Source organism: Thiorhodospira sibirica ATCC 700588 (genome assembly GCF_000227725.2).
Taxonomy (GTDB): Bacteria; Pseudomonadota; Gammaproteobacteria; order Ectothiorhodospirales; family Ectothiorhodospiraceae; genus Thiorhodospira; species Thiorhodospira sibirica.
The window spans coordinates 1806553-1824052 of sequence record NZ_MU255056.1 but is presented as its reverse complement, the minus strand read 5'-3'; the positions used below and the strand labels follow the sequence as shown (position 1 = coordinate 1824052).

Annotated in this window: 15 protein-coding genes, 2 rRNA genes and 2 pseudogenes (1 of these 19 cut by a window edge); 4 read left to right on the top strand and 15 right to left on the bottom strand. The window is 56.5% G+C overall.

Annotated features, from left to right (window positions below; genetic code table 11):
* Nucleotides 1–429, top strand: a 23S ribosomal RNA gene (locus THISIDRAFT_RS08635) (it extends 2456 nt beyond the left edge of the window).
* 118 nt (nucleotides 430–547) lie between these two features.
* A 5S ribosomal RNA gene (rrf, locus tag THISIDRAFT_RS08630) occupies nucleotides 548–663 on the top strand.
* 86 nt (nucleotides 664–749) lie between these two features.
* Here the strand turns inward: rrf and ampD are convergent.
* The 13 genes from ampD to THISIDRAFT_RS08565 form a co-directional block, all read right to left on the bottom strand.
* Nucleotides 750–1304 carry a 1,6-anhydro-N-acetylmuramyl-L-alanine amidase AmpD gene (gene ampD / locus THISIDRAFT_RS08625; RefSeq protein WP_006787270.1) on the bottom strand — a complete coding sequence of 185 codons (555 nt, stop codon included), beginning with the start codon at nucleotides 1302–1304 and terminating at the stop codon, nucleotides 750–752.
* A gap of 212 nt (nucleotides 1305–1516) precedes the next feature.
* Nucleotides 1517–2350: a hypothetical protein gene (locus THISIDRAFT_RS08620; protein WP_006787272.1), complete on the bottom strand. Its 834-nt coding sequence runs from the start codon at nucleotides 2348–2350 to the stop codon at nucleotides 1517–1519.
* A 54-nt stretch (nucleotides 2351–2404) separates the two neighbouring features.
* Nucleotides 2405–4411: a type II secretion system secretin GspD gene (gene gspD, locus THISIDRAFT_RS08615; RefSeq protein WP_006787273.1), complete on the bottom strand. Its 2007-nt coding sequence runs from the start codon at nucleotides 4409–4411 to the stop codon at nucleotides 2405–2407.
* A gap of 74 nt (nucleotides 4412–4485) precedes the next feature.
* Nucleotides 4486–5046: a PilZ domain-containing protein gene (locus THISIDRAFT_RS08610; protein ID WP_006787274.1), complete on the bottom strand. Its 561-nt coding sequence runs from the start codon at nucleotides 5044–5046 to the stop codon at nucleotides 4486–4488.
* 135 nt (nucleotides 5047–5181) lie between these two features.
* Nucleotides 5182–5997: a cytochrome C assembly family protein gene (locus tag THISIDRAFT_RS08605; protein ID WP_006787275.1), complete on the bottom strand. Its 816-nt coding sequence runs from the start codon at nucleotides 5995–5997 to the stop codon at nucleotides 5182–5184.
* A 163-nt stretch (nucleotides 5998–6160) separates the two neighbouring features.
* Complete coding sequence (gene rimO, locus THISIDRAFT_RS08600) at nucleotides 6161–7489, bottom strand: 30S ribosomal protein S12 methylthiotransferase RimO (protein ID WP_006787276.1); 1329 nt, start codon at nucleotides 7487–7489, stop codon at nucleotides 6161–6163.
* Between the two features lie 267 nt (nucleotides 7490–7756).
* Nucleotides 7757–9100: a peptidylprolyl isomerase gene (locus THISIDRAFT_RS08595; RefSeq protein WP_006787277.1), complete on the bottom strand. Its 1344-nt coding sequence runs from the start codon at nucleotides 9098–9100 to the stop codon at nucleotides 7757–7759.
* Nucleotides 9084–11294, bottom strand: a complete 2211-nt coding sequence (locus THISIDRAFT_RS08590; protein WP_246585361.1) for an LPS-assembly protein LptD — start codon at nucleotides 11292–11294, stop codon at nucleotides 9084–9086. Before THISIDRAFT_RS08590 ends, THISIDRAFT_RS08595 begins: the two co-directional genes overlap by 17 nt.
* Nucleotides 11288–12316 carry a beta-N-acetylhexosaminidase gene (gene nagZ / locus THISIDRAFT_RS08585; RefSeq protein WP_040852103.1) on the bottom strand — a complete coding sequence of 343 codons (1029 nt, stop codon included), beginning with the start codon at nucleotides 12314–12316 and terminating at the stop codon, nucleotides 11288–11290. The genes THISIDRAFT_RS08590 and nagZ overlap by 7 nt, the downstream gene beginning before the upstream one ends.
* Nucleotides 12317–12434: 118 nt before the next feature.
* The gene (locus THISIDRAFT_RS08580; protein ID WP_006787280.1) at nucleotides 12435–13040 is read right to left on the bottom strand and encodes a peroxiredoxin; all 606 of its coding nucleotides are present in this window, start codon (nucleotides 13038–13040) and stop codon (nucleotides 12435–12437) included.
* A gap of 146 nt (nucleotides 13041–13186) precedes the next feature.
* Nucleotides 13187–14008: a GTP cyclohydrolase FolE2 gene (gene folE2 / locus THISIDRAFT_RS08575; protein ID WP_006787281.1), complete on the bottom strand. Its 822-nt coding sequence runs from the start codon at nucleotides 14006–14008 to the stop codon at nucleotides 13187–13189.
* An 18-nt stretch (nucleotides 14009–14026) separates the two neighbouring features.
* Entirely contained in the window at nucleotides 14027–14407 is a 381-nt protein-coding gene (gene queD, locus THISIDRAFT_RS08570) for a 6-carboxytetrahydropterin synthase QueD (RefSeq protein WP_006787282.1), read from the bottom strand.
* Nucleotides 14408–14584: 177 nt separating this feature from the next.
* Nucleotides 14585–15781, bottom strand: a complete 1197-nt coding sequence (locus tag THISIDRAFT_RS08565) for a class I SAM-dependent methyltransferase (RefSeq protein WP_006787283.1) — start codon at nucleotides 15779–15781, stop codon at nucleotides 14585–14587.
* Between the two features lie 99 nt (nucleotides 15782–15880).
* On the opposite strand from THISIDRAFT_RS08565, the gene THISIDRAFT_RS08560 reads away from it, so the two are divergent.
* Together THISIDRAFT_RS08560 and THISIDRAFT_RS08555 are read left to right on the top strand one after the other, a co-directional pair.
* Nucleotides 15881–16306: a transposase gene (locus tag THISIDRAFT_RS08560; RefSeq protein WP_221913985.1), complete on the top strand. Its 426-nt coding sequence runs from the start codon at nucleotides 15881–15883 to the stop codon at nucleotides 16304–16306.
* A gap of 29 nt (nucleotides 16307–16335) precedes the next feature.
* Nucleotides 16336–16834 (top strand): annotated as a pseudogene (locus tag THISIDRAFT_RS08555) (transposase).
* A gap of 55 nt (nucleotides 16835–16889) precedes the next feature.
* Here the strand turns inward: THISIDRAFT_RS08555 and THISIDRAFT_RS08550 are convergent.
* Nucleotides 16890–17042 (bottom strand): annotated as a pseudogene (locus THISIDRAFT_RS08550) (IS1595 family transposase); the annotation flags it as partial.
* Between the two features lie 54 nt (nucleotides 17043–17096).
* Nucleotides 17097–17500 (bottom strand): RNA-guided endonuclease InsQ/TnpB family protein (locus tag THISIDRAFT_RS14800; protein ID WP_246585360.1); only part of this gene is annotated, 404 nt, incomplete at its 5' end.

Here is a 17500-nt window from a genome sequence, read left to right as displayed (position 1 = left end):
CATATCGACGGCAGTGTTTGGCACCTCGATGTCGGCTCATCACATCCTGGGGCTGAAGCAGGTCCCAAGGGTATGGCTGTTCGCCATTTAAAGTGGTACGCGAGCTGGGTTTAGAACGTCGTGAGACAGTTCGGTCCCTATCTGCCGTGGGCGTCGGAAATTTGAGAGGATCTGCTCTTAGTACGAGAGGACCGGAGTGGACGTACCTCTGGTGTTCCGGTTGTCACGCCAGTGGCATTGCCGGGTAGCTAAGTACGGAAGGGATAACCGCTGAAAGCATCTAAGCGGGAAGCCTACCTCAAGATTAGATTTCCCTGGACCTTAAGGTCCCTAAAGGGCCGTTGAAGACTACAACGTTGATAGGCTGGGTGTGAAAGTGCAGTAATGTATGAAGCTAACCAGTACTAATTGCCCGTGAGGCTTGGCCATATAACCCCAAGTAGTTTGGGTGTTATAAATAGCAGTAACGACATAACACGACGCCGAAGATACTTTCCTGAATTTCCTTGTGTTGAGTTAATCTCAGCACACGCTTGAAGCCAGTTTGTCTGGCGGCAATAGCGAGTGGGAACCACCCGATCCCATCCCGAACTCGGAAGTGAAACTGCTCAGCGCCGATGATAGTCTAGGGTCTCCCTATGCGAAAGTAGGTCACTGCCAGGCATTAAATACCAAACTCGGACTAATATAATTAGTCCGAGTTTTTTTATGCCTGTGCAAAATATTCAGTGGCCAAAGCCGTTAAGCCTTTAATAAATCCCAATCTCGTGCCAGTCAAAATACGGTCCTGGGTCTGTTTTGCGACCGGGGGCGATGTCTGAATGTCCTACGATGCGCTCGCGGTTTAAGCGCGGATAGGCGATGACCAAGGCGTCAATCAGTGCATTAAGAACCGCATATTGAATGGGTTCAAAGGCGCAGTGATCACATCCTTCCAGCTCAATTCCAATAGAAAAATCATTACAATTCTCGCGCCCCTGATAACAGGAAATCCCGGCATGCCAGGCGCGCAGATGAAAGGGCACATACTGCACCACCTCACCATCCCGGCGGATCAAGGCATGTGCCGATACCTTCAGTCCTTGAAGCTGGGCAAAAAACGCATGGGCCCCGGCATCCAGGGTATTGCAAAATAACTGATCAATCCACGGTCCGCCAAATTCTCCCGGTGGCAAGCTGATCGCATGAATCACCAGCAGCTCAGGCACCATCCCTGACGGACGAGCGTTGATATTGGGCGATGGCAAAAAGCGCACGCCTTCCAGCAAACCGCGTTTGAGGTCTATCTTAAATGGCAGGCTCATTTGAAATGGATGATCGTTGTTAGGGATGGTACAGGATGCACCATATTGCAGTGAATATGGCGCATCCTGTAGATAAAAGCAGGTAACTATCCATATGGATCGTGATCTCAACATCGCCAAAAACTTCAATCAGCGCTCAGGTGAAACCTTAAACGCATGTAAGAGCAGGGTCAGACGGATTCGCCCGCTGGGCGTTGACGATATGAACAGATTTATGCAGCTTCGTGAAAGTTTGGGTAAGTTTTTATGCGCGGTTTAAGAAAAACCTCCCAGGGGCGGGCTAGCAGGCCGATCATCATGCGGCTGTAGCACCAGGCGATGAGGAAGGAGGCGCCGAAGGCGGCGATGAAGGCCAGCCAGGCAAGCAATACTTGCTGGGGCTCATGCATTCCGGCAAAGATGCGTTGTGCGGCCCACCATAAGGAGGCATCCAGCAATACCAGCAGGCGGCTGAGTACGGCCAAAGCGTCACAGCCGATATGCAGATTGGCGGCGCTATACTGCACCACATCGGCAAAACTCATGGCGGTGTAGTCTTCCCGTGCGGAATACAGCAGTGCCAGCATCAAGGCCAGCCACAGCACCACCACATTGAGGCGATGTGCCCAGATGCGCACCAAGGGCCCCAGATACAGCGGATGAATCTCATGGCGCAGCGTGCGCATGAATACGGCCAGTAGTGCGCTGATCAAGATCACATCCGCTAACAGCACTCCCCATTGCGGCCAGCGCAATAAAAACAGACTCACCGCCAAAAACAGCGCCAGCACGAGCGCCTTGAGCGCCTGCCATAATAGCAACACGGTTTTAAAGCTGAGCAACCACGCCAGCCAGCCTTGGCGGCTCAACACCGCCCGCACCAGGATGTGCCGCCTGAGTACGACGCTTTCACTGCCGGCCAAAAAGATGCCCGCCCAGATCACCATCACTAACACCGCACTGAGCGCGCAATGGCTGTACTCAACAAACAGCACCCAAGCCGCCAGCAATAGCCACAGCGCGGTCATCCCCAGGATATGTTTGCCGTGCAGGCGTTCCAGAAACATGCCTAGCCTTTATTCATGCACAAGCCAAGCGGGTAACGCTGACCCGCTGCGGATTTATTGCCAGGGTGGTGGTGTTACCACGGGTGGGTTATTGCCGGAATGGGCGGTCCCGGCCAAGGTTTCAAAGGGCGGCGGCAGTTCCAGTAACTCATCCCAGGCGGGCAATACCGGCACCGTGTCTTCAGGCATCATCAACACGCCTTGCTGGCGCGAATTGATCTGCTGGGTGCGGATAAAATTGTATTTGGCAGTGGTGAGGTGCTGCTGCGCACCACGCTCGCGCACAATCACCGGATGCAGGAAAATCATCAGGTTGCGTTTTTGCTTGTTGGCAGATTCGTAGCGAAACAGGCGCCCCACGCCGGGAATTGCGCCCAGACCGGGCACGCGCTGCTGGGTTTGGGTCAGGACATCATCAATCAATCCGCCAAGTACCACCATTTCGCCGTCATCGACAATCACGCTGGTGCGCAGGCTGCGTTTGTTGGTGACCAGATCAGCCGCGCCCTGAGTGCTGCCGCTGGGGGCCACTTGCGAGACTTCCTGTTCAATCTCCAGCTTGACCGAATTGCCTTCGTTGATCTGCGGACGCACCACCAGCTTGACCCCGACATCCTGACGCTGAATGGTGTCAAAGGCCTGTCCGGACTGTTCAACCGTGCGCCCGGAGATAAACGGTACATTCTGGCCGACCACAATCTCGGCCTCCTCGTTATCCATGGTCAGCAGGCTGGGGGTGGAGAGGATATTGGAGGAGGAATCTTGCGACAATGCCCGCACCAGCATGGCAATCCGGGTACTGCCGGTGCGCCCCAGACCGCCCAGACTCAGACCATCGCCGGGATTGGGCGCGGTGGTAGCCGTGGTGGTACCGCTTAAAAAGGCGTTAATGCTGTTGGCCAGACTGACAATGCCAGTACCGCTGCGACCGAAATTGACAATCCCCAGACCATCCTGATTGGAGCCAATGCCCCACTGCACCCCTAATTCGGTGGCACGTTCATAAGAAACTTCCGCAATCACCGCCTCGACCAGAACCTGAGCACGGCGCACATCCAGTTGCTGAATGACCAGCCGCAGATCGCGCAGGACATCTGGTGGACCGCTTAAGACGATGGCGTTGGTGCTTTCATGCGCCTGGATGTTGATCTGTGTGCCACCTGGCGGGCCATCACCGGGAATGAGCAGGGACGAAGCCAGCCCTTCCAGTACGCGGGCGATTTGTTCGGCGTTGGCATAACGCAGATAGACCACCTGGATATTGCCGGTATCCATGTCGATATCCAGATGTGAGATCAAGGCGCGCAGGGTAAAACGCATCCGCCCTTCAGCGCTAAGGATGATGCTGTTGGTGCGCTCATCGGCGGCCAGCTGCAAACGACTGCCAGGGCGCTGACGACCGGGATCACCACTTTTAATGTTTTCCAGGATGCGCACAATTTCGCTGGCCGAGGCATAGCGCAGGGGGATGACCTCAAACTCATCGACAACCGCCTGATCCACGCGGGCGACAATCTCCACCAAACGCTGCACGTTGACTGCCGTATCCGCGATGATCAGGGTATTGGATTCCGGCGAGGCGGCCAGATGGCCGCTTTGTGGTAATAACGGGCGCAAAATGGGCACCAGCTGCGCGGCATCAATATGTTTGATCTCAATGACGCGGGTGATGTAGGCATCGCCGCGCACCGAAGGACGCGGGGTGTGGTCGATGGTGGGCACTTCGCTTTGCTTGGCCAAGGCATCGGGCAGGAGTTTAGTAACGCCTTCTCCGGGGACGGCGGCAAAACCGTGTACGCGCAGCAAGGATAGAAAGATGTCATAAAGCTCATCGCGTGTCACCGCCCGTCCGGAAACCAAGGTCACGCGGGCGCGAATCCGTGGATCGACGATAAAATTGATTCCGGTTTCCTCGGAGACGTAGTTGATCACCGCTTGAATATCGACATCTTTGAAATTCAGGGTGAGCAGCTCGGAATCTTGCGCTGTGCCTGGCACAGTCAACAAAAGCCCCAGCAATAGCACCGCTGTAGCCAGGGCGCGGGATAAACGAAATGACATAATGTCTTGTTCCTGAAAATCTACCTGCCTGCGCTGCGTGCGTCGCGGCAGGCAGGCGAGTTGCCTGACGATTGCTAAAGTTTGTGTTTGCGCAGGGCGATGCTGCGTCGATGACGCCGAAACACCAGTTTTTCCAGCCCTTCTGTCATCGCAGTGGACAAGCCTTCAAAGCGCGCCATGATGCGGTAGCCCTCCAGATCCTCCTGCCCGTCAAGCACCCGCGCAAACAATCGCAGCGCCTTGGGAAACTGCGGGCAGGCATACACATCCAGCAATAACAGGCTCGGCGGTGCCAATAACTGCGCACAGGGAAAACGCAGACCCTGGGCACCCAATTCCAGCGGTGTCATCTGCGGCAACTGGCGCGTCGTGTGCAACAGCTCACTCACCATTTCCAGTAACAGATTCAGTTTAGCATCAAAGCGCACCAGTTCCTGAACAACCTCGGAACCTTCATTACTCAGGCGTGGCATCGCATCGTCAAGGGTGGCACACACCCGTAACAGCGCCTCATTGGCCTCGCACAAATGCACCAATTCAGATTCAGAGGGCGGCGCATCCAGAAGGCGCCAGCTAAAACTCAGCTGCTCATGTACCATCAGCCCGTCAAAGTCATCATCATCTGCAGTCTGCATATCAACCCCCTACCGCCTCAGACAATGCCTTAATGAACATGGCAAAACGCCCCAGTCCACCGGCCCCGGCCTGCGCCGCGAGGGTCGCGGCAGGCAGGGCAGCATCGTGCGATGGCATGATCGCCACAGCGGTTATTAACGACCTAAAATCAGCTCCAGGACGAACTTGGAGCCAAAATAGGCCAGCATTAAGGCGGCAAAACCGCCCAAGGTCCAGCGTACCGCGATGCGGCCACGCCAGCCAAACCGCAAACGCCCAAATAACAGCACCGCAAAGATTACCCAGGCGGTCAGCCCCAGTACCGTTTTATGCACCAGATGCTGGGCAAAAAGATTGTCAAAAAAGATCAATCCGGTGATCAGCCCGCCAGAGAGCAAGACAAAGCCGGTCGCGATCATTTGAAACAGGATGCTTTCCATGATCGCCAGGGGCGGCAAGGCGCGGATAAAACCGCCGGTACGATGCCTGTGCAGGTTACGGTTTTGAATCGCCACAAACAGCGCCTGAATCGCCGCCAGTCCCAACACGCTGTAGGCCAGCAGAGAGAGCATAATATGCAAGCGAATCCCCGGCTCCATCAGCGTGGCACGCGGCTCCATCTCGGTTGAGACAAACACCAGCGAAAAGCTCAGGCTCAAGCTGACCAGCGGCAGGGTAATCGTCCCCAGCATCTCCAGCGGATGGCGTAAGGAGACCAATAAAAGCAGCATGGCAATCAGCCAGGCCGACATCGACAGGGCATTGAAAAAAGCCATGTTCAGGCCATGAGGTGTGAACACATGCACATACAAAATCCAGGCGTGCAAGGCAATCGCCACCGCCCAGACACTGGCAATGGCCGGAAAATTCCATCTCGGCAGGGTATCGCCTTTGATGTGATGCTGAAAGCGCACCGCCAATAACACAGAGGTACCAAGATAGAGCAGGGTTGCAATGATTCCAAGGGTCATATCAGTGTTTCAATCCGCGCCCGCACACAGGGGGCTTCTAAGTTATTTGGGTAGAGTTTGCACCGCGTTTTAATCATTACACAATCTGCCGCCGGGTTGAAGGCCAATCCGTACGGATTTGTAAATATTGAGCGCAGTGCCCGCGCATTCCCCTTCTTAAACGCTAATCCGCTAACACGGCGTACAAATCATGTTCATCGCTTTCGGTGACCTCTACCGTGATCAAATCGCCGGGATTGAGCGGGATATGACTGTCCACATAGACCACCCCATCGACCTCCGGGGCATCGGCGCGGCTACGGGCCAGATAGCCTCCTTTAGCATCGTGCCCATCCACCAGAACCTGCAATGACTGACCGATGCGCTGTGCCAGCTTGGACGCGCTGATGTCTGCCTGCACACTCATCAATTCCGCTTGACGGGCAGCCTTGATGTCCTCTGCCACCGCATTGAGAAGCTGATTGGCCGCTGCGCCATCCACGGCAGAATAGGTAAAACAGCCCACCCGGTCGAATTGCACCTCCTCCAGAAAATCCAGCAAGGCGGCAAAATCAGCCTCGGCTTCCCCCGGAAAACCCACGATAAAGGTGCTGCGCAAGGTCAGTTCTGGGCAGAGCGTGCGCCAGTGGGCAATGCGCTCGCGCATTTTGTCGATATTGCCCGGACGGCGCATCGCCTTGAGAACCGCCGGGCTGGCATGTTGCAGCGGCATGTCCAGATAAGGCAGGATCAATCCCTCAGCCATCAGGGCCACCAAATCATCCACCTGCGGATGCGGATACACATAATGCAGACGCACCCAGACCCCAAGCTCACCCAAGGTACGCGCCAGCGTTTGAATATCACTGCGCAAGGGGCGCCCGCCCCAAAAACCCGTGCGGTATCCAACGTCCATGCCATAGGCGCTGGTATCCTGGGCAATCACTAAAAGCTCCTTAGCGCCGCCTTCGACCAGATGCTGCGCCTCTTGCAAAATCTCGCCGATGGGACGACTCACCAGATCCCCGCGCAGTTGCGGAATAATGCAAAAACGGCAGCGGTGGCTGCAGCCCTCAGAAATCTTTAAATACGCATAATGACGCGGCGTCAGTTTGATGCCTTGCGGCGGCACTAAGGTCGCAAAGGGAATCTCCGGCAGGGGCAGATGTTGCATCACCGCCGCCAGCACTTCATCTACCGCCTCCGGGCCAGTGACGGCCAGCAGCTCAGGATACGCCGAACGTATCTGCTCTGCTTTGGCCCCCAGACAACCGGTGACAATCACCCGGCCATTTTCGGCCAAAGCTTCGCCGATAACCTCCAGAGACTCATCCACCGCTGCCTCAATAAAGCCACAGGTGTTGATAATCACCAGATCAGCCTGCGCATAACTCCCGCAGATGTCATAGCCGCGTGCCCGCAAGGCGGTGAGAATGCGCTCAGAATCAACCAGGGCTTTAGGGCAGCCAAGACTGACAAAACCGATCTGGGGAGTGGTGGCGGTGGACGACATAAGGAAAATACTCAAAAGGAATTTAAGGGGGAGGGATACCCTCGCTATTTTAAGAACCGGTTCAAAGTCTTCTGGAAAGCGCCGATAATAGCGAGATGAGACATACTTATCCCTGTGATATCCGTCGAGAGCAGTTCGAGCAAATCCGTGCATGACTGGAAAGTGGGCGCAAGAAGACCCCGCCCCGGCGGGTGCTCCGCGCTCCCAGGGTATTTAATGCACAGCTGGTGCTGTGCGCTCCCGGTAATGTCACCGCTGTTTTAGGTTTTATGGTGCATTTGCGTGGCTGATTCCGTCCAGGCGGTATTCGATGAAGGATTCATCGCGCAGGCGGCGGAGCCAGAGTTCGAGTTCGTCTTCGCGTTTGCGTTCGCGGATGATTTCACGGGCCTGGTTGCGCATCAGTTCGCGCGAGCCGTCGTGTTGGCGATATTCCAGCACTTCGGCCAGATGCCAGCCAAAAGCGCTTTTGAAGACCTCGCTTAAAACGCCGGGGCTGAGTTGGGCAATGGTTTGTTCAAATTCGGGCACCAGCTCGCCAGGGCTGATAAAGCCTAGATCACCGCCGCGCAGGGCGCTGCCGCGATCCTGGGAGTGTGCCTGGGCAAGTGTGGCAAAGTCATCGCCGTCTAAAATCCGCTGGCGCAACACCAGCAAGCGCTCGCGGGCCTCGGTATCGCTCAGAATCTCGGAGGGTTGGATGAGAATATGGCGGGCGCGAATCTGGGTGATGTTGGCGCGTTCGCCACCGCGTCGTTCCGCAAGCCGGATCAGGTGGAAGCCAGAGGGGGAGCGCACCACTTCGCTGATGTCGCCTACGCGCATTAACACCACATGCCGGGCAAACAGAGTGGGGATTTGCGCTGCGCCGCGCCAGCCCAGATCACCGCCTTCCAGAGCATGTTGGCTGCTGGAGGCGCGCAATGCCAGCTCGGTAAAATCCGCCCCGGCCTGAGCTTCCTGACGCAAGGCCTCGGCCTTGGCGCGGGCGCTTTGAATATCTTGCGGGCTGGCACCCTCGGGGAGTGCTACCAGAATATGTTGCAGACGATATTGCATGCCGCTGTCAATGGCGCCGCTTTCGCTGGCAATGAGGTCGTCGATTTCTTGTTCGGTGACTTGGATGCGGTTTTCCACTTGACGCCGCCGCAACTGCGCAATGGTGAGTTCATCTCGCACCTGCTCACGAAACTGGGCAAAGTTGAGGCCTTGCGCCAGCAGCTGTTCGCGAAATTCCGGCAGACTCAGCTGGTTATCGCGGGCAATGGCCTCAACGGCATTATTCAAGGTGAGGTCGTCGATGCGGATGCCGATCCGGCGCGCTTCCTGTAATTGCAGGCGCTCCAGTGCCAGACGTTCGGCAACCTGGCGGATCAGGATGGCTTCATCGGGCAGAAGACCGCCGCGTGTCTGAATTTGTTGCGCAATCAGCTGCATACGCTGGCGCAATTCCGAGGCCATAATGACATCTTCCTCAACGACCGCCACGATATGATCCAGGGGTTGGGCGGGGCTGGGGTCAAAACCTTGTGCGCTGACGGACGCGCTCAGCCCTAGGGCCAGCAGGCCGAGCAGCCCGCGATAAAAGCCGTGATCAATCACGCGTTGCATAACCTAAGATACCTTCTTCTAAAAGCTCGCCGATGCCGGTGCCCATGCTGGTCAAGCCTTTTAAAACCAGTTGGGCATAGATGCCGTTATTGTAATCACCTTCGCCGCCGTATGTCAGGTGACGCCGCCCCACCACCCGCACGGCCCAGCAGCAGGTGTTGTATTCAAAGCCGGCGAAGCTTTCCAGATCACGTTGATCACGCAGGCTGTAATTCCAGCGGCCTACCATGTCAATGCGCTCGGAAAGCGGCCAGGCAAAAGAGAGATCGGTTTGCTGCTGGCGATCTTCGCGGAAACGATAGGACAGATTGAGCACCCGCTGGGCATCGGTGCGATATTGAAATTGCGTGACCGCATGTTCGAGGTTTTTTTCCTCGGGATCGGCTTGTAGGGCCAAACGCAACTGTACGCCGGCGTCCTGCGCGTGCTGCCCCAGGTGTTGCAGGCGCGGGCGCCAGCCCAGTTCACCGACCAGGCTGGAATGTTGTGCGGTCTGGATGGCGCTGTCGGCATCAAGCCCCACGCGCCGGTCGTTGAGGTAAATGATTTGTCCCAGGCTGGCGCGCAGCCATTCACCCCCGAGAGCCGGATCCAGGATGCGAGTGGTGAGGGCTGCGGTGAATTGATTGGCATCACCGATGCGATCCGGCCCGGTGAAGCGTTCTTCGCGAAATAATTGATCAAAGCCAAAGGCCAGCGGTGCGCTATCAAAGACCGGCAAGTGATCCTGATCCCGATACGGTACATAAAGGTAATACAGGCGCGGTTCTAACGTTTGCACCCGTTGCGCCAAAAGCGGACGCTCGAAAAACAGACCGCTGTCCACGCTGAACACGGGCAGATGGCGCTGTTGCTGTGTATCCAGCATCTCTGGGGTATCGGCGAGTTGATAATGAGTGGTGCGATATTTGAACATGGGCTGGAAAAACCAGGCCGGGCCGTGTGCCGCCCAGCGCAGACGCGGGCTGAGATCCAGGCGTTGCCCGGTCATGCTGTCCGTGCGGGAAAAGGCCACCCATTCAGCCCGCACGCCGTACTCCAGCCCACCCCAGCCGGGCACATCGCCTTCCAGCACCCACTGTGGCAGGCGTTGATAGGGGCGTTGTTCCGGGGCTATTGTGGGATCCAGCGTCTGATAGCCCTGCACCCGCCCCAGCGCGGTGAAATAATCGCCGCTGTAGCGTATATCCGCACGCCGTTCCAGGTGCGTGATGCTGCTGACTGCCAACGAGGCACCAAAATGGTTGAAATAATCCTTGTCAGAAACATCACTGACATCCACGTCAAAGGCCAGCCGGGGTAGTGGACGGGCGCTGTGCTGCCAGCTTAGCAGACTGCGATTCTCGGCATAGCGCTGATCATCCGGCAGATAATCCGCTGAGATCATGCCGCGCTGGGAGGCGGTTAAATAACGCAGTTCGGTATCCAGCATGACACCGCGTCGGCTCATCATCCGCACGCCCAGGGTTGCGTCATATTGGGGGGCGAGGTTGAAATAATAAGGGATTTCAATATCCAGGCCGGTGGCCTGGGCATTGCCAATGCGTGGCGCCAATACCCCGGATTTGCGCTGATCATCCAGCGGGAAACTGATCCAGGGCGTGTAAAAAATCGGTATCTCATAAAAATGCAGCCATACATCCCGCGCCGTGCCCTGGCCTTGATCCTGTTTTAATATCACCCGCCGGGCGCTCAAGCGCCAGTCATCGTAGCCCGCATCACAGGTGGTATAGCTGGAATCATGCAGCACGATACGCTGCGGAGTCTGGCGCTCCAGCCGCGCCGCGCCGCCGCGCGCATGGGCCGGGGCATAGCGGTAGCGGACCGCATCAAATCGGGCGACCTCGGTTTCCAGCCAGAGCTGCCCGCGCTGCGCATCCAGTTGCAGACTGGCATCACTTAAAGAAACGCCCTGCTCGACCTCAATCAGACCGCTGCGCTCGTGATAGTGTACCTGCTGCGCACTGAGGCGCCGACCTTCATGATACACATCCACATCGCCGGTCAGCACTGAGACACCCTCACGGTCAATCAGCGCATGATCGGCGAAAAAGCGGATATTTTGATCATTAAAGGAAGGTTCTTCTGGCGCAGTCACTTCCCAAGGGCTGCACAGCCTGAAGCGCTCACTGGCCTGTGCAGCGACGGCAAACAGCAGCAACAGCGCCGCCAGCCAGCGCATGGCCGTTAGCACAGCGTCATCAGGGCGTTGACCTGACGCCATTGTTGCGATTGGGTCAAGGCGTTCCATTCGGTCTGATACAGGCGTTGTGCCCGCAACTGTTTAAGGCGCTCACTGGCCTGCGGATTATGTACCGTACCCAGACCATCAAGGATCTCATCGGCGGCGGCGGTGTCATTGCATACCAGCAGCATATCGCAACCCGCCTGTAAGGCCGCCTGCGCCCGTTCCAGCGGGGAACCGATGCTGACCGCACCGGCCATGCTCAAATCATCGCTGAGAATGGCGCCGTTAAAGCCCATGCGGGTACGCAGCACCTCATGCAGCCAATAGCGCGAAAAGCAGGCAGGTTGCGCGTCTTGTTCAGCATAGACCACATGTGCCGGCATAATGGCCTTCAGACCGTGCGCAATGAGATGCCGGAAGGGAAGCAAATCCGCCTGCTCCAGGCTCGCCAGAGAACGGTGATCGATGGGCAAAACGCAATGCGAATCCCCTTCCACCCCGCCATGCCCAGGGAAATGCTTGGCCACTGCCACCATGCCGGTATCTTCCAGCCCGCGCATCAGGTGATAGGCCAATTCCGCCACCACCTCGGGGTCGGCGTGCAAGGCGCGATCACCAATCACCTCACACAGGCCGTGGTCGATATCCACCACCGGGGTAAAGCTGAAATCAATGCCGACCGCCTGTAATTCCACGCCGATCAGCCAGCCCAGGGTTGCTGCCAAAATACGCGAACGCGCCGGGTCAATGGCATGTTGGCGTCCCAGCCAGCGTGGTGGCGGCAAGCGGGTAAATCCCTCGCGGAAACGCTGCACCCGTCCGCCTTCGTGATCCACAGCCACCAATAAGGATGGCCTATCGAGCGCGCGCAGGCTGCCGACCAGCTCCACGAGCTGCTCCATGGCGCTAAAATTCCGGCCAAACAGAATCACTCCGCCGACCAAGGGATGGGTCAAGCGTTCACGCTCCACCTCGCTGAGCGAGGTGCCCGCGATATCCAGCATCAATGGGCCAACGAAAGTATCCATGCAGATTTGATCACAGACTGTGTAGAAATGCGGGGGGGGGCGCAGACCCTGGGCGGTTCTCAAGGCAAGTCAGCAACTGGCATCACAAACCCTGCCCAAGGCTGCGCGCTTATTTGACTTAAAGTTTGGCGCCTTCTTCAGCAAGATAACTCGCCACGCCCTCGGCCGTGGCTTTCATGCCCTTTTCGCCATCTTTCCAGCCCGCCGGGCAGACCTCTCCGTGCATCTCGGTAAATTGCAGGGCATCTACCATGCGGATCATTTCATCAATATTGCGTCCCAAAGGCAGGTCATTGATCACCTGATGACGCACAATGCCTTCCTTATCAATCAAAAACGAACCACGATAGGCCACGGCCCCATCCGGGGTTTCCACATCATAGGCGCGGCAGATATTGTGGGTCATGTCCGCCACCAGGGTATAGCGCACCAGTCCGATACCGCCTTTATTCACCGGCGTATTACGCCAGGCATTGTGGGTAAAGTGCGAATCAATGGACACGCCGACCACCTCGACATTGCGCTTTTTAAATTCCTCAATGCGGTGATCAAAGGCAATCAGCTCAGACGGACAGACAAAGGTGAAATCCAGAGGATAGAAAAACAAGACCGCATATTTGCCCTTGATGGCATCCGAGAAATGATAGGTTTCGGTCATCTGGCCATCAGCCAATACCGCCGGTGCAGCAAAATCAGGGGCCTTGCGGCCAACCAATACGCCCATAAAACACTCCTCACATCAAATGTATTAGCCAGACAATGGATCAAACACATACAGCCCAAGCGCGCTGTATGACACCGGTGACAATGCTAGCGCGTTATCACCATAACTTAAATACAAACCTCGCCACGCCACCTGGGCGCGTCGCGCTATCTGCTGGATTTATCAAAGGCAATCATGGCATAGGCCGAATGATTGTGGATTGATTCAAAGTTCTCCGATTCTACGCTGTATGCGCTGATGCGGGTATCTGCATTTAAACGGGCAGCCACATCGCGCACCATGTCTTCGACAAATTTAGGGTTGTCATAGGCCCGTTCGGTGACATATTTTTCATCAGGCCGTTTGAGCAGGCCAAACAGCTCACAGGAGGCCTCCTGCTCCACCAGATCAATCAGCTCCTCAATCCAGACAAAGGTGTTAATGCGTGCATTCACCGTGACATGGGAACGCTGATTGTGCGCACCATAGGCCGCAATCGTCTTGGAGCAGGGACACAGGCTGGTCACCGGCACCACAACCTTGATATTCATTATAATCTGCTGATCATGAATCTCGCCGATAAAGGTCACATCATAATCCAAAAGGCTTGCCACCCCGGACACCGGGGCGCGCTTGTTCACAAAATAGGGAAAGCTCATCTCGATATGCCCTGATGCGGCTTCGAGTCGTAGAGCCATCTCGCTTAACATCTGCTGAAAGGAGCTCACCGTCAGCTCACGCTCATGCTGGTTAAGAATTTCCACAAAGCGCGACATATGCGTGCCCTTAAAATTATGCGGCAAATTCACATACATATTAAAGCGCGCAACGGTATGCTGCTCACCACCGCTGCGGTCGCTGATGCGCACCGGATGGCGGATATCCTTGATGCCCACCTTGTTAATGGGAATGCTGCGCGTATCCAGACTGGCCTGCACATCAGCCATGGCATCGCTACGCTCGCAAGAGGGGGCGGCGGTGCTGATCATAAATCACACTCCTAACAGTTAGGTTTCGCTATAGCGCACGCAGGCACGCGGCGTCTCCCACAAGGTGACGGCGTGCATACGCACATGCGGGCGGTTTAAGCGCGTGGCCAATTCGCCAAAGATCCAGGCAGCAATATTCTCGGCCGTGGGGTTTTGCTGGCTAAACGCGGCCAAATCGTTGAGATAGCGATGATCCAGCATCGCCACCACCTCGCGGGCCGCCTGTTTAATCACCTTAAAATCCAGCCCCATACCCAGATCGTCCAGGGCCGTGGCCTTCACCTCAACCTCCACCTGCCAATTGTGCCCATGCAGATGTGCACAGCCACCGTCATAACCGTTCAATACATGAGCAGCAGAAAAGTCAACGCAGACCTTGAGTACATAAGTAGCGGGCATGATGAATTACTTAGTTGTTTAGTAGGATATTAACTGAAAAGCGTGGGAAAAGTCACGTTTGTAGCGGACGCATCTTGCGTTCGCGGGCGTTACAGCGACATCTGGAAGATGCCGCTGCGTGGTGGCGGCGTGTAGCCGTCGCAAAGCATGCATACCATTATCATGCGCCGACACCCTTTATAGACGAGAACGCAAGTCCTGGCCGTTAAAGCCGCGAATTGGTGCATGCAGGCCACGTCCCAGCCCCATCACCTGAAAGCGTTCGCCCATTTCGCCGGGCAGGGTGAGCCGTTTGACCTCGTTGGCTTGGGCTAGTTGCGCGGCCATGCTGTCGGTAGGGCTGGCCGCGAGCACCTGTTCAAGCCCGGCATCCAGTAAAAACCACGCCTGGGTGGTATAGCCGATCAGCGCCAGCGCATTATCCAGCGCCGCCTCGGCCACGGTGGTGAAATCCACATGCGCCGTAAGATCCATCAGCCCCGGCCACAGCAACAGATCTTGCACAACGCGGTGACGATAATAGCCCAGCAAAGTGCCCTGCGTGCGTTGTGGCGCATAGTATTCACGCCGTGGATAGCCGTAATCAATCAATAGCACCAATCCTTGATGCAGGCTGTCGGCCAGCGCCTTGATCCAGGGCGCCAGCATCGGATTGTATTCCGAGCAGTATGCTGCAGGCCAGCAATGACCGCTCTCCTGATACAGGTACTCGATATGGTGCCGCATACTCGCCGGGGCCGGACGGGCCTGCCAATCAAAGGCCCCGTTGTGCATCACCACACCGAGTTGTTTAACGCGGGGGCTGGGTATATCCGGCCAGACACAGAACCGCTCCACCGGCATGGCATCCAGCACCTCATTGGCCAGTATCAGACCGCTGAATGTCCCCTCCGCCGGTAATTCAGTGATAAAGCACACCCGCTGGCGCAGATGCTCATCCAGCGAAGCAAGGCGCTGCGCCTGACGCTGGCGCAAATCCGGGCTGATTTCCAGGATTAAATAGCGTTCCGGCAACGCATCCAGCACGGCCAGCTCCTGCAACAGATGCGTCGCCAATGCCCCGGATCCCGCGCCCAGTTCCAGGATCATACCCCCGCCGAGCTGCGTCAACACATCCTCACAGCTACGCGCCAAACACCGCGCAAACAGGGGAGAAACCTCCGGCGCAGTGACAAAATCACCGCTGCGGCCAAATTTGCGGCTGTGCGCGACGTAATAGCCCAGCATCGGTGCATACAGCGCCAGCTCCATATAGCGGCGAAAGGGCAGCCAGCCCTGATGAGCCTCGATTTCTGCCGTGATCAATCCGCGCAAGTGTTCACTATGAACCAGGGCAGAAGCATCCGGTGCGGGGAGAGTCAATGGCGCAGACATGCAAAAATCCAGTGATGGTTAAGGAAGCTCTGAATAACTCCGCATTTTTGCGATAATTCACTCATCAGTCAATCAATCGGTATTTGCCCCATGGATCAGATGAGCTTTGCTGACATTGAGTCCCAGAATAAGAAGCGCAAGACGCGACGTGAGCTGTTCCTTGAGCGAATGGACAGACACATTCCCTGGTCTGTGCTGGTCAAGAAGCTCAAGGCGCATTACTCCAAGGGGCGCGTTGGCCGTCCTCCATATCCCTTGGAGATGATGCTCCGGATTCATTGCATGCAGCGGTTCTACAACCTCAGTGATCCGGGGATGGAAGACGCGCTCTACGAAATCGAGAGCCTGCGCCGATTTGCAGGTCTGCGCCTTGGTGACCGGATCCCCGATGAAACACCCATCCTCAACGTTCGCCATTTTCTGGAGGAGGACCCGCGTGGTGAGAAGTTGTTTAAGGAAATCAACGCCTCCCTTGGCGATCATGATCTGAGAGGCTGTTTGGAAATTAATCGCGTAATGGCTTAACCTACGATTTTTTCTAGGAAGTGGCCCACATGCCCCAGAAATGCAGCAAGAAGATTCGCAAAAAAACGCTACCCGAGTCACCTCAGCGAGGGCGCCGGGAAGGCGATCAAGCCGCTGTTGCCGAGCGCCCCGGTCGGGCGCCCTCGTAAGCTCAGCATGCGCCAGGTCATCAATGCGATCTTCTATGTCCTGCAGACGGGCTGCCAGTGGCGTCAGCTGCCGCGCGACTTTCCTGCCTGGTCGGCAGTGTACTATGACTTCAATCGCTGGCGGCGCGATGGAACCTGGCAGCGTCTTCATGACAGGCTACGCGCTCGGCTACGGCAACGCCACGGGCGTCACAAGCATCCAAGCGCCGGGTGTCTGGACAGCCAAAGCGTCAAGACCACGGCGATCCCTGGTGAGCGCACCTTTGCCTGGCTTAACCACTCACGCCGTCTGAGCAAGGACTACGAGCGCTTGATGTCGAGCAGCGAAGCCTGGATTTATCTCGCAATGATTCGACTGATGGCTAACCGCTTGGCTTGAGGCGGTAGTTTCCAAACAGCTTCTATTTGAAACTTTTTATACGCGCTCGCCCTGGGTAAATGGCCAGGAACCTAGTGGTGAGCCGCAAGTGCGTGACATGAAAGAGGGTGCCGGCGGTGAGCGAGGTCTGATGATGGCAGCGATGGCACGGGTAGAGCCCCCGCGACAGCCGGCAGCGGGTACTATTGCCACAGTCAGGACAGATGAACCGCTCATAAACACATCAGATAATCACGAAAATCTGTGACAATCTTTGGCATGTTCACGCCGTCAGCACCCGCGCGGGCGAACCCGTCTTACCTGACTCTTGCGTGCGTTTAACGTCCGGCCTGAGCGCGTCCAGACGATCCAGACCATAGCGGTCTAAATTTTTTGCGGCGTTGAGGTCACGATCCATCACATGCCCACAGTCACACGCCATTGTGCGCTGATCCAGTGGCATGTCATGGATTTTCCCGCAGGCGTGACAGGTCTTTGAAGACGGATAGAACCGATTCGCAAAGATCACGGTCACGCCGCGCCACGCCGCTTTGTATTCAATTTGTCGCCGCAATTCGCCAAAGCCAGCATCGGCAATAGCGCGGGCAAGACAATGGTTTTTGATCATCCCGGAGACATTCAGGTCTTCCAGGGTAATGACCTGATAGGTGCGGGTCAGCTTATCGG

Excerpts from the sequence above, each read along its gene's own strand:
- ampD (WP_006787270.1), bottom strand. The coding sequence starts at position 1,304 with ATGAGCCTGCCATTTAAGATAGACCTCAAACGCGGTTTGCTGGAAGGC.
- THISIDRAFT_RS08620 (WP_006787272.1), bottom strand. The coding sequence starts at position 2,350 with ATGTTTCTGGAACGCCTGCACGGCAAACATATCCTGGGGATGACCGCG.
- gspD (WP_006787273.1), bottom strand. The coding sequence starts at position 4,411 with ATGTCATTTCGTTTATCCCGCGCCCTGGCTACAGCGGTGCTATTGCTG.
- THISIDRAFT_RS08610 (WP_006787274.1), bottom strand. The coding sequence starts at position 5,046 with ATGCAGACTGCAGATGATGATGACTTTGACGGGCTGATGGTACATGAG.
- THISIDRAFT_RS08605 (WP_006787275.1), bottom strand. The coding sequence starts at position 5,997 with ATGACCCTTGGAATCATTGCAACCCTGCTCTATCTTGGTACCTCTGTG.
- rimO (WP_006787276.1), bottom strand. The coding sequence starts at position 7,489 with ATGTCGTCCACCGCCACCACTCCCCAGATCGGTTTTGTCAGTCTTGGC.
- THISIDRAFT_RS08595 (WP_006787277.1), bottom strand. The coding sequence starts at position 9,100 with ATGCAACGCGTGATTGATCACGGCTTTTATCGCGGGCTGCTCGGCCTG.
- nagZ (WP_040852103.1), bottom strand. The coding sequence starts at position 12,316 with ATGGATACTTTCGTTGGCCCATTGATGCTGGATATCGCGGGCACCTCG.
- THISIDRAFT_RS08580 (WP_006787280.1), bottom strand. The coding sequence starts at position 13,040 with ATGGGCGTATTGGTTGGCCGCAAGGCCCCTGATTTTGCTGCACCGGCG.
- folE2 (WP_006787281.1), bottom strand. The coding sequence starts at position 14,008 with ATGATCAGCACCGCCGCCCCCTCTTGCGAGCGTAGCGATGCCATGGCT.
- queD (WP_006787282.1), bottom strand. The coding sequence starts at position 14,407 with ATGCCCGCTACTTATGTACTCAAGGTCTGCGTTGACTTTTCTGCTGCT.
- THISIDRAFT_RS08565 (WP_006787283.1), bottom strand. The coding sequence starts at position 15,781 with ATGTCTGCGCCATTGACTCTCCCCGCACCGGATGCTTCTGCCCTGGTT.
- THISIDRAFT_RS08560 (WP_221913985.1), top strand. The coding sequence starts at position 15,881 with ATGAGCTTTGCTGACATTGAGTCCCAGAATAAGAAGCGCAAGACGCGA.